Genomic DNA, 13,396 nt, shown 5'->3' with positions numbered 1-13,396 from the left:
ACTTCTGTCTATCTATTCTGTCCTGTCTATTCGATAACCACCGGGATTACGCAGTAATTGTTGGCGTCAACCAACCCTTTGTCTGTCATCTTCCATTTCGGGCTGGTGGTCAGGGACAGGAAAGCCAGGTGCATAAAGGGAGCGTGTGCTTTATATCCCAGTTCGGTCTTTACAAGCTCGGTCAAACGGGCCATGGTATCGCTCAAGGTGAAGGCATCCATCTCGTCGGTGATCAGGCCGGCCACCCTGAGAGGCAGATCGCCGATAACCTTTCCGTCCTTGACCACAGCCACGCCTCCCTGCATATCGATGACGTGGTTTACAGCCAAGGCCATATCTTCGTAGTTGGTACCCATGACGATTATGTTGTGGGTGTCATGAGAAACCGTTTCCGCTATGGCACCGCACTTTAAGCCGAAGCCCTTGACAAATCCATTGCCTATATCAGGCTGTCCGTGCCGGCCCACCACGCACATGGGCAGAATGTCGTTCTCCAGATCGGGCACGCAGTAGCCGTCAACGACCTTAACCTCGGCTTCGACGGCGTCGGTCAGGTTCTGGTCGAGTATCAGGCCCACAACCCGAACCTTAGCCTTATCGCCCTTAGCCGACACCTTCAGGTCAGACGGGCTGATGTGACCGCGTTTTACCGAATGTTTGACCTGGTCAGGGTAGGTGTAGCTGGGGATGTCAATGAGCAGTTTCCCGTTTTCGGCTACCTTCTTGCCGCCCAGGAAGACCATGCTCACGTTCATGTCCTTGAGTTCACCCTCGATAACAGCTATATCAGCCAGTTTGCCGGGGGCGAGAACTCCGATGTCCTTAAGGCCAAGCCAGGTAGCGGGATTGATGGTAGCCATCTGAATGGCTTCTACCGGGTCCACGCCCTCCCGAATGGTGCGGCGGATGATGTCGTTCATGTGGCCGGTTTTGGCAATGTCTTCGGCCAGCATGTCGTCGGTTGCCAAGATGGCTCTTCTCGAATCGAGCTTCTCCTCGGTGATGGCACGAATGCATTCAGGCATATTGCTTTGGGTCGAGCCCTGGCGCATCAGCATGTACACGCCGTAGCGCAGTTTTTCCACGGCTTCCTCTTTGGTTGTGGTTTCGTGGCAGGATACGTCCGTACCTCCGGCAATGATATGGGCTGCAAGTTCGGCGCCGAACAGCTCCGGTGCGTTGCCGTCAACTCCTTTGCCTATAGAGCGGGCATATATGGTAGAAGCCAGGGTATCTTTAATCACGTCCGGGTTGTGGGCAAAAACAAATTTAATTGCGCTGACCCCCTGGATCTCGCCGATGCCAGAAACAGATGGGTAAGACAACATTTCCGGTACTTCCCGTGAAGTTATATGATAACCCGGCGTTTCCAACCCCGGTGAGTCGGGTGTTAAAGCGGGGATGCGTAAGAATACGTGGTGAGGCATAAGGGCAGCTTCGGCGGCCATGGCCCTTACCCCTTCTGGTCCCAGGACGTTGCCTATCTCATGGGGATCACATATCAGACAGGTAGTGCCTGTGGGCAAGGATATCCTGGTAAATTCGGTAATCGTGAGCATGGCACTCTCAAAATGCATATGGGCGTCAATAAAAGCCGGTGTTACATACTTCCCGTTCAGATCAATGACCTCTGTTTCCGGTCCAATCAAGTTGTTACAATCACCAATCATTAAAATTACTTTCCCGTTGATAGCAATATCCGCCCTGTAGATTTCCCTGGTTAAGACATTAACTACGCGGGCGTTCTTTAAGACCTTAGTAGCGAACTTTTGCGGAGAAAGTAAAACTTCTATTGCCCGAAATCGCTCTTCTATAAGATTTTGCTCTTCCTGGCTTAAATTCATATTTCCACCTCCGTTAAGCCTTATATAGCAAGTTTCGTGCCAGGCCAGGCAACATCTTATTAGCCGATCGATAGGGGTTGCAAATTAAAAACAAATAGGGGAAGATATTTCCGCTATTTTTATAAATCAGGACTGTGAACCGGAAATTATATCCGCTTTATCCTGTACTTCTTCAGTTTATTCCTCAGAGTCCTGTCTGTTATGCCTAAAAGGATAGCAGCTTCTTTTTTTCTACCACCGGTTTTCTTTAGAGTTGAGAGGATCAACTTTTTTTCTACCTGGTCCAGGGTTTCGCCAATAAAAACAGGTATGGCGTCGGGAATGTCCATGGGCAACGGATCAGATAAAGGCTGAAGATTTGAAGGTAAATTGTCTGTTGTAATTTCCCTGCCCGTTGCCAGAGCCACACCACGTTCAATAATATTTTCCAGTTCTCTTATATTGCCGGGAAAATTATAGTTTAGTAATAAACGGAGAGCTTCAGGAGTAATAGAATCCACCTGACGCCCCAGCAGTGCCGAATATTTAGCAATAAAATGCTTTGCTAATAAGGGGATGTCCTCTTTGCGTTCCCGCAGGGGCGGTAGCTCAATATTAATTACATTCAGCCGGTAATACAGATCTTCACGAAAGTTATTCTGCTTAATAGCCTCGGGCAAATTCCTGTTGGTTGCCGCCAAGATACGTACATCAACCGGGTAGGTATTCTTGGAGCCCAGCGGTATCACGGTTTTATCTTGTAAAAAGCGTAAGACCTTGGCCTGGAGGACGAGGGACATCTCCCCAATTTCATCTAAAAAAATAGTACCACCATGGGCAGCCCGTAGTTTCCCCTCATAGCTGCGGTTGGCACCCGTAAAAGCTCCCTTCTGGTAACCGAAAAGCTCACTTTCCAACAAATTTTCCGGGATAGCAGCGCAATTTATAACCTCAAAAGGACCTTTTTGCCGCCGGCCGTAATAATGGATCGCCCGCGCCACCAGCTCTTTCCCGGTTCCACTCTCCCCGGTTATTAAAACGTTGCTATCAATATCCTTTACTTTTTCTATCAGAGTTAAAATCTTATTAATGGCCCTTGATTTCCCAATGATGCCATAAGATTCATATTGCTTTTTAAGTTCTTGGTTCAAGATTTCCAACCTGGCCTGAAGGTGGTACAATTCCAAACCCTTATTAACCAGGGCTTTGAGTTCCTCAATATCGACAGGTTTGGTCAGGTAATAAAAGGCACCTTCTTTAATAGCTTCTACTGAAGAACGTATACTACCATAAGCAGTTAAAACTATAACAACAGCGTGCGGATTAAACTGCCGAATCTTACGTAGTACCTGTAAACCATCAACTGGCCCGAGATATAAGTCAAGAATAGTGAGGGCAATCTCTTCATTCTGCAAACAGTAGAACCCTGCCGCCGGATCAGTGGCCGTAATTACTTCAAAATCATTCAGCAGGGCAAAGCTCAAAGAAGAACAAATGGCGGGGTCATCATCGATTATCAGAATTTTCTCCATAGCGTACCTCCTGGTAGAAAGTGATCTTGAAACGTGTCCCCCGGCCCTTCTGGCTAAATACCCTTATATCGCCATGATTCTCTTTAACAAGTTGGTAGGTAATAAAAAGACCCAGACCCGTTCCTTTTTCTTTTGTGGTATAAAAAGGATCAAATATGTGTCCAAGGTGCTCTGAAGAAATGCCGCAACCATCATCCTCTACCTCAATCCACACCCCATCCTGGCCTTTACCTGCTGTAATTTTTACCTTGCCTTTTTCTTTAATGGCTTCAGTAGCGTTTAAAATGAGGTTGATTAATATTTGTTTTAGCTGTTGCTCATCAGCCCATATCCTCAGAGAAGTGTCGATTTGAACATCAAAATCGATTCCACTGTTAACCTGCCCTTGAAATAAAACCATAACTGAATTTACGATTTCATTTAAATTACACCATTTTCGGACCGGTGCGCGGGGGCGGGCGTACTGTAATAGTTCCCCGACAAGCTTATTAAGGCGCTCAATCTCCATGGGCACATATTTTAACATCTCAGCGCGAAAACGGGGATTGCCATATTGTACAGGAAGAGCCTCAACAAAAGTTTTAATGGCCATAATCGGATTTCTAATTTCGTGGGCTATATTAGCTAAAAGCATACCCAGAGATTCCATTTTATCTTTACGGGCCAAATTTTCACGCAAGTGCTTTTCCAGGGTAATATCCCTTAAACTAATAACTACCCCGATGACTTTATTGCTTTCGCCGTATAGAGGAAAAATATTATAGCTCAGCAAAGATTGTTTGCCATTCTTAATTTCGATTTCGTGATCAACAAAAGCCTTACCAGTCGCCATTGTTTCATATACAATACCAAAATCAAAATAGCGAACCAGTTCTGTTTCCAAAGCGTATTTCCCGATTAAGTTATGGCTCTTTATGTTTAAAATTTTACAGGCATAAGAATTGATTGAGGTAATTATTCCCATACGATTTAATCCAATTACTCCTACATCTACGCTATCGATAATATGACTATTTAGATCTTCAGCTACCAGGCCAAACCACTTTTCGCAGATCCGATCGTAAACCCCATTTTCTTTTATCGCCCGTAATCCTTTATTAAAAATTTCTACTAGTTGCTTCCTGCCACGACTGACAGCTATAGCATAAGCCTGTGGCGAAATTGGCTGACCAACCAGCCTGATTTTATCTATGTGTCCCATCTTTTGGGCTAGATAAGTTCCTGTAAGCCTGTTGCCGATAAAGGCATCGACTTTTCCTTCAATTAATTCGTTTAAAGCTTCGCCTTGATCAGCAGTAAAGATATAGTGCAGAAAAGTTTTAGCGCTGCCAAGATGAGTGTTGATCAAATCATAAGATATGTCATCCTTTTGGACGGCTACTTTTAAACCCTTAAGATCGTTTAATGTTAAAATATCATACCGGTCCCTTAGAACAAAAACAGAATGGGAAACTACCAGGTATGCCTCGGTAAAATCAAAGATATCCTGACGCCTTGCACTTAAAGCCATACCCTGTATAGCATCAAAAATACCATCCTGAACGGCGCGTATAGCTTCTGACCAGGGCATGGCTCTGAAATAGATTTCCACCCCCACCTCTTTGCCAATGGCTTTTAAAATATCCACGTTAAATCCCTTGAAGACCCCGTCATCGTTTAAAAACTCAAAAGGAGGGTAGCGACAATCACCGCAAACGCGGAGAATAAGTTTAGTAAACATAAGAAAGTCCCACCTTTTTGAGTGCCTGTTTAGTTATAGATGCTATTTTCCTCATCGAAAAAAGTGCTACCAGCCAGCAGCTTAATGAAAAATCTGCCCGATAGCACCTTTGCTTTCTCACCCGGGGAAATGATATAACGAAAAAAGTTACCTGCCTTTTAACAAAACAGGTAACTTCATCGTCCTGTAAGCCTCTTTGCTTACCTAAACTATCACTTTTTAAACTATTATATTTGTATGCTTCTATAATGTCAATATTGAGGCAGAAAACCTTGCGAAATAGCCCTGGATCAAATTATTGGCTGCCACCATTTTCTTGCTTTCGGTCGGGATAATCCTCTATAAGAGGATTATAGAAAATATCTACAACATTAACACAAAAACCCTCTATTACCCGGGAACGGACAATTCCTTCTTTCTCAATTTCCTGGTCCAGTTTAAATTTGCCTTCCACCAGGGAAAAAACCTGAATGGATTTATCCTGGGGATCTATAATCCAGTACTCCTTGACGCCATGTTTTCCGTAAACCTTGTATTTCTGGCGCAGGTCATAATAGGCTGTCGTGGGGGAAAGGATTTCCACCACCAGGTCCGGGGCGCCCTCGATCTTTTCAGGTTTAATAATATCCATCCGGTCGTGGGCAATGAAAATAATGTCCGGCTGGTAGGTTTCAGTTTCCTCGAGATAAACATCCATAGGCGCATGTAAAACTATACCTAAATTCTTTGCGGTTACATAAGCGACCATTTTAGACACGAGCTGCATAGAAATTATCTGGTGGTAAGAAGTGGGCGATGGTGTCAATACCAGTTCTCCCCCGATGAGCTGGTAAGGAGCTCCCTCCGGTAGCCGGCAGTAATCGTCGTAGGTATAAACCTTATCTTTGCTAACTGCTATTTCCTTTAGGGCCAGGCTCACTATTACCACCTCCCGCCTTTTTGCCTGAAGATATTTTACCATAATTTTGCCAGGGAATCTATGCACTCTCCAGGCCTGCCAGGCATGACCCGGCCCCATGGTAATACCACGGGGCCGGGCTAAAAAATAATTATGCGACCGTGTTATTCAGGCAACCGTAAGCCCCGGCTAACACTTATAGCACGACGTCTTTTTAAACTCTAGTTGATAGGGGTTAAAAAAAAGAGAAGATATGATGACCAGTTATGCAAGGCGTGTACGTAAACGGGTCTAAAGTCCAGTAGAAAGGATAAAACCCGTCCCCTGGCTAAATAACCTGGAGCGACGGGTTTTTCATTCAGGCATGGCTTCGCTTGGTGGCCAACAACCTCTATTACCATTACTATAATTCCACTGCTAACACGCGGTTGAAATAAGCAGGCATATACTGCCGGACACGGGCATAATCGGGCATGGTTGCGTAATCAAATTTCATCAGGACCGTGACTTTTGTTCCCTGCTGAAATTTGCCGCTTTTCCGCAGGGCGTTTTTAATGCTCTGGTCCAGTTCAACCAGGGTACGACCCCTGGCCTCAAAATTAGCATCACCGGCTATCCATTCCCAGCCATTATGGATAAGCCTTACTTCCATATCTGCTCGCATTGAACCTTCGCTCCTTTGCCACGAAGAACATAAAATATGACCTGGTATCAATAAATTAGTTAGCGTTCCTGCCAGGTGGTCCGGGCCAGGGCTAGTTCTAGTTCTTTTTTCGGGCAGGTGAGGCGGTGGAGGTAACACCTGGTACCGTCCCCGGCCTTTAGCTCCTGACTCTCGCTCAAGATGTGATCCCCGTAGCGGGCGTCTTTTTTATAAACAATCTCGATGGTGGCCGGAAAGGCCTGCCGGTGGACTTCGAGGGGCACGCTCTCCAGCAGCCAGTTGATATACCTCTTGTTATTGGCGTGGTGATTGATATCCATGTCTGCTGCCCCCACGGTAAATTCTGCCGTAATAGATGGGCTTTCCAGAGTTGGTAGCTCGCTAAAGCCTGCCGGGATGGCCGCCTCAGGATAAAGCCCATAAGGTGCGCTTACCGCGGGCGGTATCCGCAGGGGCTTTTTACTGGCGATATCCAGGAAGATCCACACGGATGCGGCCCGGCCCAGGAGGTTACCCCCGGCATCATGGATATAAAAATTACGGTAGGCAAAACAGCGCTGGAAGCGTTCCACCCAGGTGGTGACGGTTATCTTTTCCTGCCAGCGGGGGTAGCGGCTCACCTGGAGATGATAGCGGTAGACGACCCAGCCCCGGCCGGCGGCGTTTAAGCTGGCAATGCTGTTGCCAGCTGTTTCAGAATGCCAGGTGGCCGTTTCTTCCAGGTAACCCAGGACAGTCACCGGTGAGGCTTCTAACATAAAATTGGTTTCATAATAGTGAACTTGATAGGACCTCTGGTATGTATTGAGCAACAAGTAGATCACCAGCGTTTAATTTGCCTTACCTGTTTATTATATTATACCAAGGATCCCGGAGGTAGCACCAACTATTATTATCAACTCCAGATAGAGAAAGGAACCAGGAAGGCATAGCCGCTAAATTAGCTTCCACCGTCATATATCTCGGGGGGCCGGGGCACCACTTAAGTTTTTATAGGGGCAACCGACTTTTAAGGGAAGAGATAATTAAAAGTAGAGGCCAGTTTTTTAAACATCCTTTATCTTTTCTTAAAATTATTAAGTTGGATTGTCGTCAGCTTCCGACATTTTTTTGAAGGCCGATATGTTAAACTGCTATCGTTGTGGAAAATCGATGCCAATCTGGTTAAATTATCATTTTCTATAAAAGAGGGCTTCTTAAAATGCACCGAGTTGGTATTATTGCCTGCCAGGATCACTGGAAGAAGGGATGCCCTGGCTACCAGGCCCATATCCTCTGTTTCCTGGCCCTGGAGAAAAAAAGGGGACCGCTAGGGGAGCTGCCGGGAGCTAAAATCGTGGCCATGCAGCCCTGCCCGGGCTGCCCGGGTACCGGCCGCCTGGATGTGGCCCGCCGCCTGGTTCGTCAAGAAGGAGTCGATTATTTCGTTTTTCCTTCCTGCACGTTTTTTGACAACCATTGCCCTACCGCCTTTGCCCAGGCAGAGGCCATTGAGGCCGAACTGGGCCGCCCGGTGCTCATGGGTAGTTACCTGGAGGCAGCTGCAGCCCGTTGCTGTTCGACCGTCAGTTTAAATCCAGGTGATATCCCCAGCCTCACCGAATGCCGGCAGCGCCTCCTCAACCTCAATTATTTGCGTTATTTATATGAAAAACAGGCCGCCACTCCCAGGAAGGCCCTGCAAATCCTGACCCTGCTCAAGGCAACTTAGAAATTACTTTTTTAATGCTCTTTTCCGCTTTCAGGCGAGGAATAAGGATTAAACGGCCGCATCCCAGGCAGCGCAGGCGAAAATCCATCCCTACCCGTAATATCTCCCACTGGTCGCTGCCGCAGGGGTGTTTCTTCCTGGTCTGGACGATATCGCCGACCTGCAGATCCATCCTGGTGTTCTCCTCCCATTGCTTGCTCTTCCCTTGCTGCACCCAGCTCGGCCAGGGCTGCGCCGACAGCCACCCGGACTTCCCAGGTTGCATCGGCCAGGCAACCTTTAAGCAGGTCCCCTGCCTCCCGGCACTTTAACCTCCCCAGGGAACGGGCGGCGGCGGCTCGCACTGCGGCCACTGGGTCGGCCAGGGCCTTCTTTAAACTTCCGGCGGCCTGGCCGCAGCCTGTTTCTCCAAGGGCCATGGCTGCCGCTCTGCGCACGGTAGCGGTCCCATTCTCAAGGCAATGCTCCAGGGCCGGCAAGACCCGGCCATCCTCAAAGAGGCCCAGGATATTTATCACCCGTAAGGAAATATCTTCCGGCCCCCGGGCCAGGAGATCCAGTAAAGGCGGGATGCTGGCTGTTCCTAAGGCTAACAACACTTCGGCCACCCGCGCCGGCGGCCAGCGCCGGGGTTCCGCCAGGGCTGCAAGCAACGGTTCCAGGCAGCGCCGGTCACGTAAGCGGGTAAGGGCGGCAGTTGCTGCCATCTGGACGCCTTCATCCCGGTCCCCCAGGGCCGCCAGGAGGGGGCCAAGGGCGCGTTTAACTTCCATCTCGCCCAGGATGGTGGCCGCCGCAGCTTTCTCGCCGGCTTTTCCCTGTTCCAGGGCCCGCAGCCACGCGTCAATAAAACCTTCTTCCTCCGCCAGAGCCGCCAGCTGCTCACGAGTAGCTTCCTCCAGGCGCGGCCAGAGGCCGGCAAGGAGCCGTGCCAGGGCCAGGGCGTCCAGCCGGCACAACTCCCGTCGCAAACCTTTAGCTATCTTGCCCCGGCAACCTGCCAGGGCTGCTGAAAGGCGCTGCTCGTCCTGGTAACGCCGGCGCTGCCAGAGCAAAGTCACCACTCCCCTAGAGGGTAATTACCTTTTCCGCAGCCATGAGGTGCTCAATAATGGTATACATATTGGTAACGCTACCGGCACACAATTTTTCCTTCAGGTGGTAATAGTCCAGGCAGGTGCCGCAGGCCAGGATTTCCACTCCCTTTTGCTCTAGGGTTAGCAGGCTGTCCAGCACTGGTGAACCCTGGCAGCAGAGCTGGACACCACTGTTGATAAAGAGTACCCGCCGGGGCAGCACTTCCGTTTCACCCAAGCTGTAAAAGAAGCTGCGCATGAGGGTGCTCCCCAGTTCTTCGGAACCGCGGCCCAGGTTGGCCGAGGTTACCAGTAATACCTGGCCCGGATTAACGCTTAACTGGGTAGCCGGTATGCTTTCCTTGCGAATATGGATATAGTACTCACTTCCCTGTTCCCTGACGCTGGTCTCACACTCCAGGCTCCGCGCCAGCTTTAAAACATTATCCCGGGCCACCTCATTATCGACAATAGTAACCAGCTCGCCATCCGGCTCCAAAGTTTCCAGGGCCTTTTTGGTCTGGATAACCGGTTGCGGGCAGGCCAGCCCGCGGGCATCTACTATTTTTTCCACCGTGTCAACCTCCCTTTTAAAAGAAAAGCACCTGGCGCCCATCCGCTCTCAAGGTACCAGGGCTTTTTATATACTTTTTCTCCATAAGGTTTTGCTTTTCCTGCTTAAAAATCCTTAACTGGCAAGAAAAGCCTTGTAGGCCAGGTAGGCCATATAAATATCCACCTTACTGGCTATCTCCAGGGGAGCGTGCATGGAGAGGAGGGCCGGGCCGCAATCGGCCACATCCAGGCCAAAGTAGGCCAGGAACTTGGCTATGGTCCCGCCGCCGCCGGCATCCACCTTGCCCATTTCGCCGCTCTGCCAGATAACCTGGTTCTGGTTAAAAATGTCCCGCAGCCGGCCCATAAACTCGGCACTGGCGTCATTGGCGTCGTATTTGCCCCGGGCACCTGAGTATTTGTTTAAAACTACGCCGTACCCCAGGCGGGAGGCATTATGCATGTCAAAGACATTTTCATAGGTGGGATCGACGCCGGCGGTCACGTCAGCGGAAATGGCCTGGGAATTGGCCATAATCCGGCCTACATGGACAATGCTTGTGGTACCCACACGGGCCGCCAGTTCAGTTATGGCATATTCCAGGAGGCGGGAATGGGCGCCGGTATTACCTGTACTGCCGATTTCTTCTTTATCTACCAGGAGCACCAGGGCCGTATGGCGGGGCACCTCCAGGTCCAGGATAGCCTGCAGGGCTGTGTAGCCGCAGACCCGGTCGTCCTGGCCGTAACCTCCTACCAGGGAACGGTCAAAACCCAGGTCCCGGGCCGGCCCGGCCGGCACCAGTTCCAGCTCCGCCGTAATCAGGTCCTCTTCTACCAGGCCATAACGCTCATTTAACAGCTGGAGAATGGCCAGGCGAATTTTATCTTTTAAATCATCTTCCCCGGGATAGGGTATGCTACCCACTACCAGGTTTAAATCGTCACCGCTCAAGGCCTCTTCCATGTTCTTTTTCATCTGCTCCTTGGCCAGGTGAGGTAGCAAATCGCTTACGGTAAAAATGGGATCGGCGCTGTCTTCCCCGATTACCACTTCCACCCGGCGACCGTCCCGTAACATAATCACGCCGTGCAGGGCCAGGGGGAGGGCCGTCCACTGGTATTTCTTGATGCCGCCGTAATAGTGGGTTTTGAACATGGCCAGGCCGTCTTTTTCATAGAGGGGCATGGGTTTCAGGTCCAGGCGTGGCGCATCAACATGAGCCCCCACCAGCCTTATACCTTCGGCCAGGTCGGCCGTTCCCATTATGCCCATGAGCAGGACTTTACCACGCCATTCCAGGTAAAAGCGGCTCCCGGGATTTAACCCCCGGCCGGGAGGCAGGTCAGCCAGGGAAACAAAACCGCGCCCCCGGGCGGCTTCCAGGGCGGCACGAACGGCTTCCCGTTCAGTTTTAGCCCGGCTTAAAAAGGTTTTATACCCCTCGGCAAAGGCAAAAACCTTTTCCCTGGTATCCCCTTCCAAACGCTCCCAGGCACTCTTTTGGGGTAGGGCCAGTTCTTTTTGTAGTTTTTTGCCCCTGCTTTCTTCTTTTTCTACCATTACGCAATTCCTCCTTTTTTATCAACCTGGAGGCAGAAACCCCCATTCTTTTTCTTTCATTCCTTAGAAGGCCTCCCGTCGCCCACCCCTAGATTAGGGTATGCAACAATCCGGCCAGCCAGTCATAAAAATTGCCCAACTGGAAGGCCATCCCAGAGTTATAGAGCTGCCGGGCCAGGGGTACAAAACCTGGTGCCGCCGTCATGGCCGGTAGGGCCAGGAGGGAGCGCAGCATCCCTACCAGCAGGGCCAGCCAGAAGACCTGCCCCAAGAGGCCCAGGGCCAGGCCCAGTCCCCGGTTTACCAGGCCAGCAGGTGCCATGTTGATCCCCATGGTGCCCCAGCGAGCCAGGCGGCGTAAAAGAAATAAACTGCCGTAAAACAGGACCACCAGGGTTATTAATTCCAGGCCCAAGAAGACCAGCTGCCCGGCCAGGGCCTGGCCCACCGTACCTCCGGAAACATTCTCCAGGCCCTCCAGCAGGCTCTGTTTTATCATACCCGGTAAGGGCGTGCCGTTTAAAAGGATTTCCAGCTGCCTGGTGGCCGCCGTACCCAGGGGCTGGCTGAGAACCGGTCGTGGTAATGGTAAGAGGGGAGCCAGCCTGTTACCCCAGCGACTGGTTAAATGCCAGGCCTGGTCCAGGGCTGCGGCCAGGGGCCGGGCATACAGGGCTGCCGCCAGACCTGCCACCAGGTAGCTGATCCAGCCGGCTACCAGGTTAACAAAACCCAGGCGGTAACCCCGCCAGGCGCCCAGGGCCAGGAGTAGAAGCAAGAGCAGGTCCAGGTAATTGAGCAACTAACAGCGTCCCTCCATACATCCTTTTACCGGAAACTGTGTTCTTCACCGGGGAATTTCCCCTGGCGGACCTCTTCCCGGTAATCTTCAAGGGCCTTGACGATGGCTTCACCAAGGTTGACATAGCGCTTGACAAATTTGGGCTGGAAGCGGTCAAAGAGGCCCAGGAGGTCATGGTAAACCAGCACCTGGCCGTCACAATCAGGCCCGGCACCTATGCCGATGGTCGGTACCGGTAATTCAGCCGTTATCCGCCGGGCCAGTTCTGCCGGTACACATTCGAGAACCAGGGAAAAGATACCTGCTTCCACCAATTCCGCGGCATCGGCGGCAATCTTCTCGGCTGCGGCTGCCTCCCGTCCCTGGACGCGGTAGCCCCCCAGCTGGACTACCGACTGGGGGGTTAACCCCAAGTGGCCCATGACCGGGATGCCGGCATCGACTATAGCCCGGACCATGGGTATCATGGCCCGGCCCCCTTCCAGCTTGACGGCATCGGCCCCGCCCTCCTTTACCAGGCGGCCGGCACTATAAACGGCGTCCTGGACACTGGCCTGGTAGGAAAGGAAGGGCAGGTCGGCCACTACCAGGGCTGCCGGGTTAGCCCGCATGACGGCGCGGGTATGGTGCACCATCTCATCCATAGTTACGGGTACTGTACTCTGGTAACCCAGGACGACCATGCCCAGGGAATCGCCCACCAGGAGCATGTCCATGCCGGCCCGGTCAGCCAGCAAAGCTGAAGGGTAATCATAAGCGGTTACCATGGTAATCTTCTCACCCCGCTCTTTCATGGCCCGGAGCTGGGGTAAGGTAACCTTGGTGCGTGCGGCCATTTTTCCTCCTCCTTATTCCATATGTTACCATTATAACAGCAATTGGGAGTATTGACCAGCTATATGCTTTATTATAACAGAAAATCCCCCTGCGGGGGATCAGTTACCGGTTCTACTTCCATTGGGAATTCCGGTGGTGAGGTCTCGGGATGGGGCACGCTGTTGGGTTCCGGCGCTTCCCGGGGCCAGCCAGGAGAGTCGATGCGGTTAACCAG

The 13,396-nt window shown here is 50.9% G+C and carries 12 protein-coding genes and 1 pseudogene; 1 reads left to right on the top strand and 12 read right to left on the bottom strand.

What is annotated here, in order from left to right:
* Positions 1-26: 26 nt before the first annotated feature.
* The 6 genes from MOMUL_RS03045 to MOMUL_RS03020 form a co-directional block, all read right to left on the bottom strand.
* Entirely contained in the window at positions 27-1,844 is a 1,818-nt protein-coding gene (locus MOMUL_RS03045) for an adenine deaminase (protein WP_062281277.1), read from the bottom strand.
* Between the two features lie 146 nt (positions 1,845-1,990).
* Positions 1,991-3,355, bottom strand: coding sequence for a sigma-54-dependent transcriptional regulator (locus tag MOMUL_RS03040; protein WP_062281273.1), 1,365 nt, complete (start codon positions 3,353-3,355; stop codon positions 1,991-1,993).
* Entirely contained in the window at positions 3,330-5,075 is a 1,746-nt protein-coding gene (locus MOMUL_RS03035) for a transporter substrate-binding domain-containing protein (protein ID WP_062281261.1), read from the bottom strand. The genes MOMUL_RS03040 and MOMUL_RS03035 overlap by 26 nt, the downstream gene beginning before the upstream one ends.
* A 295-nt stretch (positions 5,076-5,370) precedes the next feature.
* Positions 5,371-5,994 carry a Uma2 family endonuclease gene (locus MOMUL_RS03030; protein ID WP_062281471.1) on the bottom strand — a complete coding sequence of 208 codons (624 nt, stop codon included), beginning with the start codon at positions 5,992-5,994 and terminating at the stop codon, positions 5,371-5,373.
* 382 nt (positions 5,995-6,376) lie between these two features.
* A complete protein-coding gene (locus MOMUL_RS03025) occupies positions 6,377-6,637 on the bottom strand; it encodes a DUF5395 family protein (protein WP_062281258.1) in 261 nt (86 codons plus the stop codon).
* A 59-nt stretch (positions 6,638-6,696) separates the two neighbouring features.
* Positions 6,697-7,461 (bottom strand): acyl-[acyl-carrier-protein] thioesterase, encoded by a 765-nt coding sequence (locus tag MOMUL_RS03020; protein WP_269085176.1) that lies wholly within the window; start codon positions 7,459-7,461, stop codon positions 6,697-6,699.
* 377 nt (positions 7,462-7,838) lie between these two features.
* Between MOMUL_RS03020 and MOMUL_RS03015 the strand changes: the two genes are divergently transcribed.
* Positions 7,839-8,348, top strand: coding sequence for a CGGC domain-containing protein (locus MOMUL_RS03015; protein WP_054937870.1), 510 nt, complete (start codon positions 7,839-7,841; stop codon positions 8,346-8,348).
* Here the strand turns inward: MOMUL_RS03015 and MOMUL_RS17210 are convergent.
* The 6 genes and pseudogenes from MOMUL_RS17210 to panB all read right to left on the bottom strand — a co-directional run bounded on the left by MOMUL_RS17210 (position 8,335) and on the right by panB (position 13,181).
* Complete coding sequence (locus MOMUL_RS17210; protein ID WP_156272728.1) at positions 8,335-8,520, bottom strand: DUF951 domain-containing protein; 186 nt, start codon at positions 8,518-8,520, stop codon at positions 8,335-8,337. The two genes, MOMUL_RS03015 and MOMUL_RS17210, sit on opposite strands and share 14 nt — an antisense overlap.
* A 43-nt stretch (positions 8,521-8,563) precedes the next feature.
* Positions 8,564-9,409, bottom strand: a pseudogene (locus tag MOMUL_RS17610) (HEAT repeat domain-containing protein); the annotation flags it as partial.
* A 7-nt stretch (positions 9,410-9,416) separates the two neighbouring features.
* Complete coding sequence (gene yedF / locus MOMUL_RS03005; protein ID WP_064774290.1) at positions 9,417-9,998, bottom strand: sulfurtransferase-like selenium metabolism protein YedF; 582 nt, start codon at positions 9,996-9,998, stop codon at positions 9,417-9,419.
* A gap of 114 nt (positions 9,999-10,112) precedes the next feature.
* Positions 10,113-11,543, bottom strand: coding sequence for an aminopeptidase (locus MOMUL_RS03000; protein ID WP_062281249.1), 1,431 nt, complete (start codon positions 11,541-11,543; stop codon positions 10,113-10,115).
* An 88-nt stretch (positions 11,544-11,631) separates the two neighbouring features.
* Entirely contained in the window at positions 11,632-12,345 is a 714-nt protein-coding gene (locus tag MOMUL_RS02995) for a CvpA family protein (RefSeq protein WP_062281246.1), read from the bottom strand.
* Positions 12,346-12,371: 26 nt separating this feature from the next.
* Positions 12,372-13,181 (bottom strand): 3-methyl-2-oxobutanoate hydroxymethyltransferase, encoded by an 810-nt coding sequence (gene panB, locus MOMUL_RS02990; protein WP_062281244.1) that lies wholly within the window; start codon positions 13,179-13,181, stop codon positions 12,372-12,374.
* Positions 13,182-13,396 lie beyond the last annotated feature (215 nt).

Origin of the sequence: Moorella mulderi DSM 14980 (genome assembly GCF_001594015.1) — a bacterium.
GTDB lineage: Bacteria > Bacillota > DSM-521 > Neomoorellales > Neomoorellaceae > Neomoorella > Neomoorella mulderi.
The sequence above is the reverse complement of the archived record's forward strand: the minus strand, read 5'-3'. Positions and strand labels throughout refer to the sequence as shown.

Coding starts and splice junctions, on each gene's coding strand:
- MOMUL_RS03015 (WP_054937870.1), top strand. CDS start 7,839: ATGCACCGAGTTGGTATTATTGCCTGCCAGGATCACTGGAAGAAGGGA.
- MOMUL_RS03040 (WP_062281273.1), bottom strand. CDS start 3,355: ATGGAGAAAATTCTGATAATCGATGATGACCCCGCCATTTGTTCTTCT.
- MOMUL_RS03035 (WP_062281261.1), bottom strand. CDS start 5,075: ATGTTTACTAAACTTATTCTCCGCGTTTGCGGTGATTGTCGCTACCCT.
- panB (WP_062281244.1), bottom strand. CDS start 13,181: ATGGCCGCACGCACCAAGGTTACCTTACCCCAGCTCCGGGCCATGAAA.
- MOMUL_RS03045 (WP_062281277.1), bottom strand. CDS start 1,844: ATGAATTTAAGCCAGGAAGAGCAAAATCTTATAGAAGAGCGATTTCGG.
- MOMUL_RS03000 (WP_062281249.1), bottom strand. CDS start 11,543: ATGGTAGAAAAAGAAGAAAGCAGGGGCAAAAAACTACAAAAAGAACTG.
- MOMUL_RS17210 (WP_156272728.1), bottom strand. CDS start 8,520: ATGGATCTGCAGGTCGGCGATATCGTCCAGACCAGGAAGAAACACCCC.
- MOMUL_RS03025 (WP_062281258.1), bottom strand. CDS start 6,637: ATGCGAGCAGATATGGAAGTAAGGCTTATCCATAATGGCTGGGAATGG.